Source organism: uncultured Aquincola sp., from assembly GCF_964001545.1.
Classification (GTDB): Bacteria; Pseudomonadota; Gammaproteobacteria; order Burkholderiales; family Burkholderiaceae_C; genus Aquincola.
Window position 1 is genome coordinate 1 of sequence record NZ_CAXFDV010000129.1, and the last position, 11786, is coordinate 11786.

11 protein-coding genes are annotated in these 11786 nt (G+C 72.3%); 9 read left to right on the forward strand and 2 right to left on the reverse strand.

The window, feature by feature from the left end:
- The coding region (locus ABNT58_RS04290; protein WP_348752274.1) for a LysR family transcriptional regulator at positions 1-250 on the reverse strand (250 nt) is incomplete at its 3' end.
- A 105-nt stretch (positions 251-355) separates the two neighbouring features.
- Between ABNT58_RS04290 and ABNT58_RS04295 the strand changes: the two genes are divergently transcribed.
- The 3 genes from ABNT58_RS04295 to ABNT58_RS04305 are packed head-to-tail and all read left to right on the forward strand — an operon-like array spanning position 356 to position 3615.
- The gene (locus tag ABNT58_RS04295) at positions 356-1654 is read left to right on the forward strand and encodes an alpha-hydroxy acid oxidase (RefSeq protein ID WP_348752275.1); all 1299 of its coding nucleotides are present in this window, start codon (positions 356-358) and stop codon (positions 1652-1654) included.
- Complete coding sequence (locus ABNT58_RS04300; RefSeq protein WP_348752276.1) at positions 1651-2634, forward strand: tripartite tricarboxylate transporter substrate-binding protein; 984 nt, start codon at positions 1651-1653, stop codon at positions 2632-2634. Before ABNT58_RS04295 ends, ABNT58_RS04300 begins: the two co-directional genes overlap by 4 nt.
- 30 nt (positions 2635-2664) lie before the next feature.
- Entirely contained in the window at positions 2665-3615 is a 951-nt protein-coding gene (locus ABNT58_RS04305; RefSeq protein ID WP_348752277.1) for an SOS response-associated peptidase family protein, read from the forward strand.
- A gap of 12 nt (positions 3616-3627) precedes the next feature.
- Here the strand turns inward: ABNT58_RS04305 and ABNT58_RS04310 are convergent, their stop codons facing one another.
- Entirely contained in the window at positions 3628-4467 is an 840-nt protein-coding gene (locus ABNT58_RS04310) for a LysR family transcriptional regulator (protein WP_348752278.1), read from the reverse strand.
- Positions 4468-4502: 35 nt separating this feature from the next.
- Here ABNT58_RS04310 and ABNT58_RS04315 point away from each other — a divergent pair, with 35 nt between their 5' ends.
- The 6 genes from ABNT58_RS04315 to wecB form a co-directional block, all read left to right on the forward strand.
- Entirely contained in the window at positions 4503-5207 is a 705-nt protein-coding gene (locus ABNT58_RS04315; protein ID WP_348752279.1) for a haloacid dehalogenase type II, read from the forward strand.
- Positions 5208-5236: 29 nt separating this feature from the next.
- Complete coding sequence (locus ABNT58_RS04320) at positions 5237-6028, forward strand: aldolase (RefSeq protein WP_348752280.1); 792 nt, start codon at positions 5237-5239, stop codon at positions 6026-6028.
- A gap of 302 nt (positions 6029-6330) precedes the next feature.
- Positions 6331-7581: a glycosyltransferase family 2 protein gene (locus ABNT58_RS04325; RefSeq protein ID WP_348752284.1), complete on the forward strand. Its 1251-nt coding sequence runs from the start codon at positions 6331-6333 to the stop codon at positions 7579-7581.
- Positions 7582-7584: 3 nt separating this feature from the next.
- Positions 7585-8733: a polymer-forming cytoskeletal protein gene (locus ABNT58_RS04330; protein WP_348752281.1), complete on the forward strand. Its 1149-nt coding sequence runs from the start codon at positions 7585-7587 to the stop codon at positions 8731-8733.
- Entirely contained in the window at positions 8733-10631 is a 1899-nt protein-coding gene (locus ABNT58_RS04335) for a hypothetical protein (RefSeq protein WP_348752282.1), read from the forward strand. The genes ABNT58_RS04330 and ABNT58_RS04335 overlap by 1 nt, the downstream gene beginning before the upstream one ends.
- A 28-nt stretch (positions 10632-10659) precedes the next feature.
- On the forward strand, positions 10660-11786 hold a 1127-nt coding region (gene wecB, locus ABNT58_RS04340), incomplete at its 3' end, for a UDP-N-acetylglucosamine 2-epimerase (non-hydrolyzing) (protein ID WP_348752283.1).

Here is an 11786-nt window from a genome sequence, read left to right on the forward strand (position 1 = left end):
CGCCGATGTCCTGGCGCAGCGCATCGGCCTGCTGCAGCAGCGCGCCGGCCTGAGGCAGCAGCCGCTGGCCGGCCTCGGTGAGCGCGGCTTGCCGGCCGCTGCGGTCGAACAGGGGCTGGCCCAGGGAGGCCTCGAGTTCGGCGATGCGCTTGGACAAGGACGACACCGACAAGTGCACCCGTTCGGCCGCCATCGCAAAGCTGCTGCAGGTGGCGGCCCAGTAAAAAGCTTCGAGCTGCTTGAGGGTCATGGTGGGGTGTCGTAAAAGCGAACGTGGATTGTCGAATCAATTCGCTTTTCAGGGTGCCTCAGGCTGCGCACACTGCGGCCCATCCACCACCGCCCGCCCACCGCCGTGACCCAAGCCCTGAACCCTGCTGCCGCTGCGGCGCCGCCCGCGCCCGACGCCTGGGCTGCCTTCCAGGGCAGCCGCCGCGGGGGCCGCACCCGGCACCTGCTGTCGCTGGACGACTTCGAGGCCGCGGCCCGGCGTGTGCTGCCGCGGCCGATCTTCGGCTACGTATCGGGCGCGGCGGAAGACAACCGCGCGCTGGCCGACAACCGCCAGGCCTTCGATGAACTGGCGCTGGTGCCGCGGGTGCTGTGCAACGTGTCGCAGCGCCAGCAGTCGGTGAGCCTGTTCGGCCAGCGCTATGCCAGCCCGTTCGGCATCGCGCCGATGGGCATCGCGGCGCTGTCGGCCTTTGGCGCCGACGTGGCGCTGGCGCGGGCGGCGGCGCGGGCCGGCATTCCGGCGGTGCTCAGCGGCTCGTCGCTCACCCCCCTGGAAGACGTGCTGGCCGCCGCGCCCGACACCTGGTTCCAGGCCTACCTGCCCGGCACGCCTGAACGCATCACCGCACTGCTGCAGCGGGTTGCAGCGGCCGGCGTGCGCACGCTGGTGGTCACGGTGGACATCCCGGTGGCGGGCAACCGCGAGAACAACCTGCGGGCGGGCTTTTCCACGCCGCTGCGGCCCAGCCTGCGGCTGGCCTGGGACGGCCTGGTGCGCCCGCGCTGGTTGTGCGGCACGCTGCTGCGCACGCTGCTGGCGCGGGGCATGCCGCACTTCGAGAACTCGTTCGCCGAGCGGGGTGCACCCATCCTGTCGTCGCGCGTGCAGCGCGATTTTTCGCAGCGCGACCACTTCAGCTGGCAGCACCTGGCCGCCATACGCCGCCAGTGGCAGGGCGCGCTGGTGGTCAAGGGCGTGCTCAGCCCGGCCGATGCGGCGCTGGCCCGCCAGCACGGGGTGGACGGCGTCATCGTCAGCAACCACGGCGGCCGGCAGCTCGACGGGGCGGTGGCGCCGCTGCGCATGCTGCCCGCCATCGCCGAGGCCGCCGGCCCGCAGATGACGGTGATGCTGGACGGCGGCGTGCGCCGGGGCACCGACGTGCTCAAGGGCCTGGCGCTGGGCGCGCAGGCGGTGTTCGTCGGCCGGCCCTTCAACTACGCCGCGGCGGTGGACGGCGAGGCCGGCGTGGCCGCCGCCATCGACCTGCTGCGCGCCGAGGTCGACCGCAACCTGGCGATGCTGGGCCTCGACCACTGCGGGCAGCTGGGCCCGCAACACCTGCTGGACCGGCGGCAGCCCTGGCCGCTGCCGCCTGCCATCCCCCATTCCCCCCACCACCCCGGAGACGCACGATGACCACCACCCGCCGAAACAGCCTGCGCTGGGCCCTGGCTGCGGCCGTACCCAGCCTGTGGATCGGCCCGGCCCGCGCACAGGGCTACCCCAGCAAGCCGGTGCGGTTGATCGTGCCCTTTGCCGCCGGCGGCACCACCGACATCATCGCCCGCGTGGTGGGCCAGCGGCTGGGCGAGGCGCTGGGGCAGACGGTGATCGTCGACAACAAGGGCGGCGCCGGCGGCGCGCTGGGCGCGCTGGAGCTGATGCGCCAGCCGCCCGACGGGCATGTGCTGGGCATGGCCACCGTGTCCACCACGGCGGCCGGTCCGGCCCTCAACCCGCGCATCGGCTACGACCCGGTGGCCGACTTCACGCCCATCATCAACATCGCGGCCACGCCCAACGTCATCGCGGTGCACCCCAGCTTTCCGGCGCGCGACCCCGCCACCTTCCTGCAGGTGCTGCGGCGCAACCCGGGCAGGTACAGCTTCGGCACCGCGGGCACCGGCTCCATCGGCCACCTGCAGATGGAGCTGTACAAGAGCCTGTCGGGCGCCTTCGTCACGCACATCCCGTACCGTGGCTCGGGCCCGGCCCTCAACGACACCGTGGCCGGCCAGGTGGCCATGGTGTTCGACAACCTGCCCTCGGCCCTGCCCTTCATCCAGTCGGGCCAGCTGGTGCCCATCGTGGTGGCGGCGCCGCAGCGGCTGCCGCAGCTGCCCGCCGTGCCCACCTTCAAGGAGGCGGGCTTCGAGCCGGTCAACCGCATGGCCTACTACGGCCTCGTCGGCCCCAAGGGCCTGCCGCGCGCGGTGGTGGACAAGGTGGCCGCCGCGGTGCAGAAGGCGGCCCACCTGCCCGACGTGCAAAAGCGCATCGAAGCAACGGGCTCACAGCTGGTGCTCAACACCCCAGAGGCTTTTGGCGACCAGATCCGCGCCGAGCTGGCGGTGTACCGGCAGGTGGTGGAACGGCAGGGGCTCAAGCTGGAGTGAGGCACAGCAGCGGCGCGCTACATTGCGCCCATGTGCTATTCCGCGATGATCAAGGCCGAGCACCATCGCTACGTGCGCGAGTGGGGCGTGGACATCAGCGTGGCCGAGTTCGTGCAGCTGTTCTGGTGGCGCTGGGCGCCGGAAGAAATACTGGGCGCCCACAAGCGCCCGCGCACGCCCAAGGCGATGGACCTGGGCTTCGTGCGCGACCCACGCACCGACGATGAACGTCTGATCGCCCGCTACATCCGCGAATCGAACGCGCGCCAGGAAACCGAATGGCAGCAGGCGCTCTTTGCGCAGCGCGCGCGCCTGGTCAAGGCCGAGCAGCAGCTGGCCGCCAGGCCCACCCGCAAGGCGCAGGACGACCAGCGCATCGCCACCACCAAGATCGCGCAGATCAAGGGCTGGCTCGATGACCTGCAGCGCACCGAGCCGCTGCCGCGTGATGCGCGCATCTACCCCGGCTGGTATGCGCCGGTGATGGTGATGGAGGGCGGGCGCCGCGTGCTGCGGCCGATGCGCTACCAGTGCCGGCCCGAGGGCGTGCCCGAAGACTACGACCGCCGCTACCCCGGCACCTACAACGCCCGCCGCGACAACCTGCGCGGCAGCTTCTGGCGCCGCGTGTTCGGCGTCAGCCACGGCGTGATGATCGTCGACCGCTTCTTCGAGAACGTGCAGCGCGACGGCCAGAACGTGGTGCTGGAGTTCGTGCCGGCCGATGGCCGCGAGATGCTGGTGGCCTGCCTGTGGTCGCGCTGGGTGGGGGCCGATGGCCAGTCGCTGCTGTCCTTCGCGGCGGTGACCGACGAGCCGCCGCCCGAGGTGGCGGCGGCCGGCCACGACCGCTGCATCGTGCCGCTCAAGCCCGAGCATGTGGACGCCTGGCTGCAGCCCGGCGCGCATTCGCTCGACGAGCTGGACCAGCTGCTGGAAGACCGCGAGCGGCCGCTGTACCAACACCGGCTGGCGGCCTGAGCCGCTGCGCGTTCAACGCGCCTGCGGAGCCTCCAGCGCCGCCACCAGGTAGTCGCACAGGCGCCGCAATGCCAGGCTGGGCGGCAACACGCCGGCCACCAAGGCCAGCTCGCTGGGCGGCGGTGCCTGCAGCCGGGCCGATGCGGGCAGCACCCGGTGCTCAGGCAGCAGCGCGGCGGCCGGCAGCACCGACAGGCCCAGCCCCGCGGCCACCGCCGCCTGGATGCCGGTGAGGCTGTGGCTGCCGAAGGCCTGGCGCCAGGGCCGCCCGGCCTGGTCGAGCGTGCGCAGCGCGCGCAGCCGGTAGATGCAGCCCGGCGGAAACAGCACCAGCAGCACCGGCGCGTCGCGCGCCCACAGTCCGCGATCGGCCGACGCGGCCACGGCCCACACCAGCTTCTCGCGCCAGGCGGCGATGCAGTCGCCGCTGCCGGGCTCGCGCTTCATCAGCGCCACGTCCAGCTCGCCCGCCGCCAGCTGTCGCTGCAGGTCGCTGCTCATGCCGCTGACGGTGTCCAGCCGCACCCCCGGCCGGGTGGCCTGGTAGCCCGCCAGCAGCGCCGACATCCGGCGGGCGTCCATGTCTTCGGGCACGCCCAGTCGCAGCGTGGGTGCAGCAGCGGGCCGGGCCAGCGCATCTTCAGCCTCTTGCGCGATGGCCAGCAGCCGGCGGGCGTAGTGCGTCAGCAGTTCGCCATCGGCCGTGGGTCGCGCCTGCTTGCCGCTGCGGTCGCGCGCCAGCAGCGGGCGGCCCACGCGTTCTTCCAGCTTCTGGATCTGCTGGCTGACGGTGGACTGGGTGCGGTGCACCCGCTCGGCACCGCGGGTCCCAATGTGACGGCCGCTGGGCATGCTGACGCATCGACAACCAAAGCCACTGCCTGTCCATGCCGCTCTCCGCCATGCCCCGCCCTTCGTGGCTCACCTTCGACTGCTACGGCACCTTGATCCAATGGGACGAAGGCCTGCTGGCCGCCGTGCGTGAGCTGCTGGCCCGCAAGCCCGCGCACGACATCGCGCCCGACCGCTTGATCGCGCTGTACGACCACCATGAACATGCGCTGGAACAGACGCCGCCGCACCGCCCCTTCCGCGAGGTGGCCGGCCAGGGCCTGGCGCTGGCGCTGCAGGCGCTGGGCCTGCCCACGCAGCCCGAGGACATCGGCCTGCTGACCGACCGCATCGGCGCCATGCCGCCGTTTCCGGAGGTGGTGCCCGCGCTGCAGCGGCTCAAGGCCCGCGGCCACCGGCTGGCCATCGTGTCCAACACCGACGACGACATCATCGCGGGCAACGTGGCCCAGCTGGGCGGGCCGATCGACCGCGTGATCACCGCGCAGCAGGCCGGCGCCTACAAGCCCCACCGGCGGCTGTTCGACCACGCCCATGCCCAGCTGGGCGTGCGGCACGACGAGGTGGTGCACATCTGCGCCAGCCCGCACCTGGACCATGCGGCCGCACGCGATGTCGGCTTTCGCTGCGTGTGGGTGGACCGCGGCACCGGCCGCCAGCCGCTGCCCGACTACCGGCCCGACGCCACCGTGCGCACGCTGGCCGAGGTGCCGCCGCTGTTCGAATCCCTGGGCTGGTAAGGTCCACGCCGCCAAGAAGGAGCACGACCATGGCCCATACCCTGAGCGCCACGCAGCCATTGCCCACCCGCAGCGACCTGCCGCCGCTGGACACCGACGCCGTGCGCCAGACCCGGCTGGAGCTGGCCGCGTGCTTTCGCGCCGCCGCCCGCCAGGGGCTGGCCGAAGGCATCTGCAACCACTTCTCGGCGCTGCTGCCGGGCCGAGACGACCTGTTCCTGGTCAACCCCTACGGCCTGGCGTTCGAGGAAGTCACCGCCAGCAGCCTGCTGGTGTGCGACCTGCACGGGCAGGTTCTGGACGGCGACGGCCAGCCCGAGGCCACGGCCTTCTACATCCATGCGCGGCTGCATCTGGCGCAGCCGCGGCTGCGCGCCGCCTTCCACACCCACATGCCCCATGCCACCGCGCTGGCCATGCTGCAAGGCCCGCCGCTGCTGTTCGCGGGCCAGACGGCGCTGAAGTTCCATGGCCGCATCGCGGTGGACGCGCAGTACAACGGCCTGGCGCTGGACAACGCCGAAGGTGACCGCCTGGCCGCCGCGCTGGGCACTGCCGACGTGCTGTTCATGCAGAACCACGGCGTGATGGTCACCGGCCCCAGCATCGCCGAAGCCTGGGACGACCTGTACTACCTGGAGCGCGCCGCCGAGGTGCAGCTCAAGGCCATGGCCAGCGGCCGGCCGCTGCAGCCGATCCCTGACGACGTGGCGCGCCGCACCCATGCGCAGATGCGCGAAGGCGACCCCGCCAGCGCACGCGCCCATCTGGCCAGCGTGATGCGGGTGCTGCGCCGCGACGGCGTGGACTTCGACCGCTGAGCTGCACCTTCGGCTAGCGCCAAGCACCGCCGTTGACCATCCCCTGGTTGGACTGGTGTCCCACCCCGACGTAAACTTTTACATTCCCTGTCATTAGACACATCAGAAGTCACGACTGCGATCAGCCGCAGTAACGTGCGGGACCGGGGGGAATCATGGGATTGAGGTGGCGCCGGCCCTTGGCGGTCTGCGGCGTTGCGCTGGCGTGCCTGCCTGGGAGCGCCAGCGGCGTGCCGGCAGCGGCCAGCGTGCGCTTGGCCAGCCCGATGGGCAGCACCTGGGCCTGGAGCCTGGCCGGCGGCATGACGCTGCTGCTGGCGCTGCTGGCCGTCTACACGCTGCGCCACTACCTGTTCTCCGTCAACCGGCTGTTCGGCGCGCAGCGCCATCCGTACGCCAGCATCGTCAGCGCCGACTGGCCGCGCGTGACCATCTTCGTGGCCGCCCACAACGAAGAGGCGGTGATCGCCGGCTGCCTGGAGAACCTGATGGGCGTGGACTACCCGCCCGAGCGCATGCTGGTGGTGCCGGTGAACGACCGCTCCAGCGACCGCACGCGCGAGATCATCGACGAGTGCGTGGCCCGCTACCCTGGCCGCATCCGCCCCTTTCACCGCACCGGCGGCAAGCCCGGCAAGGCCGCTGCGCTGAAGGACGCCACCGAGACGGTGGACACCGACTTCATCATCGTCTTCGACGCCGACTACCTGCCTTCGCGCGGCTTGATCCGCCGCCTGATGGCGCCTTTCACCGACCCCGAGGTGGGCGCGGTGATGGGCCGCGTGATCCCCGACAACGTGGGCGCCAACCTGCTGACGCGGCTGCTGGACCTGGAGCGCTCGGGCGGCTACCAGGTGGACCAGCAGGCGCGCATGAACCTGGGCCTGGTGCCCCAGTACGGCGGCACGGTGGGCGGCATCCGCCTGTCGGCATTGCGCGCGGTGGGCGGCTGGCACGACGACGTGCTGGCCGAGGACACCGACCTCACCTACCGGCTGCTGCTGGGCGGCTGGCGCACCGTCTACCACAACCGCGCCGAGTGCTATGAAGAGGTGCCGCAGAACTGGGCGGTGCGGGTGCGGCAGATCAAGCGCTGGGCCAAGGGCCACAACCAGGCCATGGTGCGCCACAGCCTGGCGCTGCTGCGCTGCCGCGGCCTGTCGCTGACCGAGCGGCTGGATGGCGTGCTGCTGCTGGGCGTGTACCTGATGGCGCCGCTGCTGATGCTGGGCTGGGTGATCAGCCTGCTGCTGTACTTCAGCGTCACCGCCCAGGTCACCACGCCGGCGCTGCTGCTGCTGGCCTTCATGGGGCACAGCGCGCTGGGCAACTTCGCGGCCTTCTTCGAGATCGCGGCGGCGGTGCACCTCGACCGCTCGCACCAGCGGGTGCGGCTGCTGGCCTTCAACTGGCTGGGCTTTCTGGTCAGTGCGGTGGCCATCTTCCGCGGCGTGCTGGAGCAGCTGCTGCTGGACCGGCTGCCGGGCAAGGGCTTCCAGTGGGACAAGACGGTGCGCTACCGCGCCCCCGCCTCGCGCCAGACCCCGGCCTGAACCATGACGGTGGTGATGACCTGGCTGGCGCTGTTCAGCCTGACGGCCGTGGTGCTGCTGTTGCCGATGCTGCCGGCACTGGCCGAATGGCGCCGCCCGCGCGACGCGACGCCGCTGCACATCGACGCACAGGACGCGCTCGATCCCGACCTGCTGGCGCGGCGATTTGCGCAGCGGCTGGCGCAAGCGCTGCGTGAGGGCGCCGACCGTCTGGGTGATCAGGCCCTGGTGCGCCTGCCCGAGGTGCCACCCGGCGCCTGGCCGCTGAACGCCGACGAGCGAACTCGCGGCCATAGCGACCGCGTCTGGTCGGTGGCCGGCAGTGCGCAGCTGCCCGAGGGCATCGCCTTCCATGCCGAAGTGGCCGCCGACACCGACCTGCACACCGCCGCCGGCAGGACCTGCCGCGCCTTGCTGGCCGGCCAGCGGCTGTGGCTGTCGCCGGGCACCCAGGTGCTGCGCTGGGCCCATGCGCCGCAGGTGCAGGTGGCCGACGACGCCGTGCTGCAAGGCCGCTGCACCGCCGATGCCCTGCTGGCCGTGCAGGGCCGTGCCAGCTTTCAGCTGCTGCATGCGCCGCAGCTGCAGTTCGGCCCGCCAGGCGCCCCCGCGCAGCCCCTGCCCGACACGCTGCCCGAGCCCGAGGCCCATCTGCCCATCGCCTGGCACCCAGTCACCGGTCGCGGCGTGGCCCAGGGGCCGCTGCAGATGCCGCCGGGCCGGCGCTGGCAGGGCGATCTGGTGGGCCTGGCCACGGTGCAGCTGGGCGAAGGCTGCCATGCACGCGGCAGCCTCAAGGCCCGACGCGCGCTGGTGGTGGGCGCCGGCAGCCGCATCGACGGCAACGTGATCGCCGAAGGGGCGATCACGCTGGGCGAAGGCTGCGTGGTGCAAGGCGTGGTGGCCTCTGAAACTTCGGTGCGCCTGGGCCGCGGCTGCCGCATCGGCGCCCCCGGTCGGCCCGCCACGGTCACGGCACCGCGCATCGACGTGGCCGCCGGCGTGCAGGTGCACGGCACCGTGTGGGCGGTGGAAGCCGGCTGGGCCGAAGGCCTGGCCGGGCCGCTGCACGCGCTGCAGACGCCGGCCGAAGCCGCCGATGCGCTGCCACCCACCGCCCCGCTGGCAGCCGCCTGGAAGGCGGCCATCTGATGGCGCTGCCGGCCTTTTGGCGGCAGGCCCGCTTGCACCGCGGGCTGCTGGTGCTGGCCGTGGCGGCCTGCTTGGTGGCCGCCGCCAGCTTCGGCCTGGCGGCCTGGTGGCGCGGCGGGCCCAGCGTGCCCACCCACTTGACGCTGCTGGTGCCCGACGGCCTGTCGGAAGACGACGTGCGGGTGCGTGCCTGGCGCGACGCGGCCGAAGAAACCGGCTTTCCGCTCGTGGTGCGGCCGGCTTCTTCGCTGCTGCGGCCGCTGGCCGGCGAGGCGGCCGCCGCCCTCATCGTGCCCGACTCGGTGCACCGGCAGATGAACGATGCGCTGGTGGATGCGCTGCAGGCGCAGGTGGAAGCCGGCGCAGCCCTGATGCTGGTGCACGACGCCGGCATCGCCGACCTCGACGGCCACTACCACCCGGGGCAGTCGCGGCTGTCGGCGCTGGCCGGCGTGCGCTATGGGCTGTATGGCCAGCTGCGCGAGCACATGCTGCGCGAGCAGGAAGCGTGGATGGACACCGTGGCCGTGCCGCTGCTGCGGCTGCCGCCCGGCAAGCTGATGCGCGAGGACCTGAAGAGCCCGCTCACCTCGGCCCAGCCGGCGCCGGTGGATGGCGAGGAGCTGGCCGTTTCCAGCTATGCCTATGGCCGGCTGCGCTACCCGGTCTTCGTCACCGAAGGCCGCTTCGAGGGCCGGCGCCTGATGCATGGCGAAGGCAGCACCGTGCTGGCCGGCGTGCACGCCGCCGGCCGTGGCCAGGTGCTGTTCGTCAACCTGCCGCTGACCTACCTCAAGCTGCGCACCGACGGCTTTTTCATGCACAGCTTCCTGCGCTACTTCGCGCAGGAACTGGTGGGTCTGCCGCAGCTGGCTTCCATGCCCGATGCCCGCGGCGCGCTGGTGATGAACTGGCACATCGACTCGGCCCGCGCCGAGCCGGCGATGGAAAAGCTGGGCGCGCTGGGCGCCTTCGAGCAAGGGCCTTATTCGATGCACCTGACCGCCGGCCCCGACGTGGACGTGCCCGGCGACGGCGGCGGCATCGACCTGGCCCACAACCCGGCGATGCAGGCCTGGGTCAGGCGCTTCATCGAGCGCGGCGACGAGGTAGGCAGCCACGGCGGCTGGATCCACAACGGCTTCGGCCGGCTGGTGGAAACGCAGTCGGTGCAAGCCTCGGTCGAGCTGATCGAGCGCAACTCGGCCGTGGTGCAACAGGCCAGCGGCCGCACGGTGCGCGAGTACTCGGCCCCCACCGGCACCCACCCGGCCTGGGTCACGCCCTGGCTGCGCGCGCATGGCATCCACGCCTACTACTTCACCGGCGACATCGGCATGCCGCCCACCCGCAGCTACCAGGACGGCCAGCGCAGCCCGCCCGACATGTGGGCCTTTCCGGTGCTCAGCTACGGGCCCTATGCGGCGTTCGAAGAAGCCAGCGCCGCCGGCATTCCGCAGGACGACGTGGCCGCCTGGCTGGTGGACGTGGCCGACTACTGCGCCCAGCAGCGCACCGTGCGGCTGGTGTACTTCCACCCGCCGGGCATCGCCATCTTTCCTGATGCGTTTTCGCGCTGGCTGCGCCACACCCGCCGGCTGGTGGACGCCGGCCAGCTGCGCTGGACCACGATGGCCGCCCATGCCGAATTCGCCAACCAGCGCCTGGCGGTGGATTGGCAGGTGGCGGCCGAAGGCGGCGCCGCGTTGCGCCTGACCGCACGCCACGCGCAATCGCTGCACCACATGAGCTGGCTGCTGCCCGCCGGCCGCTATGGCCAGCCCGCGCTGCTGGCCGGCGATGCCGAGATCGTGCGTGAAGGCCCGCAGTGGCGCATCACCGCGCGCGACGTGACCCAACTCGACCTGCGGCTGCCCGTGCTGGCGGCCGCGCCCTGATCCCTCCCTACCCGCCGCTTTGCCGCCCATGCTTGCGCCCACCCGCCCCGACGCGGCCCGCCCCGTGTTGATCTCGGTCGGCACCCGCCCCGAGATCATCAAGATGGCCCCGCTGTACGACGCGCTGCGCGCCGCCGGCCTGCCGGTGGCCTGGGTGCACACCGGCCAGCACGCCGACATGGCCGAGACGCTGTACGAGTTCTTCGGCATCCACCCCGCCCACCGGCTGACGCTGGAGCGCCGCAACGGCCGCCTGGCCCACCTCAACAGCCTGCTGCTGGAGCAGCTGACCGAGGTGTTCGAGGCCGCGCAGCCGCAGGCCGTGCTGGTGCATGGCGACACCACCAGCACCTGGGCCTCGGCGCAGGCGGCCTTCTACCTGGACGTGCCCATCGGCCACGTGGAAGCCGGGCTGCGCACCTTCAATGCCCGCGAACCTTTTCCTGAAGAAAAGAACCGCGAGCTGACCGCCCGGCTGGCGCACTGGCACTTCGCGCCCACCGCCGGCGCCGCCGCCAACCTGCGGGCCGAAGGCATTGCCGCGGCCCGCATCCACCAGGTGGGCAACACCGCGGTGGACGCCGCACTGGGCGGCTGCCAGCGCCTGGGCATGCTGCTGGACCAGGGCCGGCCGGTGCTGCCGCCCGAGATCGACGCGCTGCGCGCCCGCCTGGCCGGCCAGCCGCTGGTCACGGTGACGGCCCACCGCCGCGAGAACTGGGGCGAAGGCATCCGCGACGTGGCGCGCGCGGTGGCCCAGTTGCTGGCGCAGCACCCAGCGCTGCAGGTGGTGTGGCCGGTGCACGGCAATCCCGCGGTGGCCGACACGGTGCGTGGCGAGCTGGGCCAGCTGCCGCCGGCGCTGGCCAGCCGGCTGACGCTGTGCCCGCCGCTGGACTACCCGGCGCTGCTGTGGTGCCTGCGGCACAGCGCGCTGGCGCTCACCGATTCGGGCGGCATCCAGGAAGAAGGCGCGGCCCTGTCCACCCCCGTGCTGGTGCTGCGCAACACCACCGAGCGGCCCGAGCTGATCGAAGCCGGCGCCGGCGAGCTGGTGGGCACCGACGGCGCCCGCATCGTGGCCCGCGTCGGCCAGCTGCTGGCCGAGCCGGCCGCGCTGCAGCGCATGCGCGATGCCATCAACCCCTTCGGCGA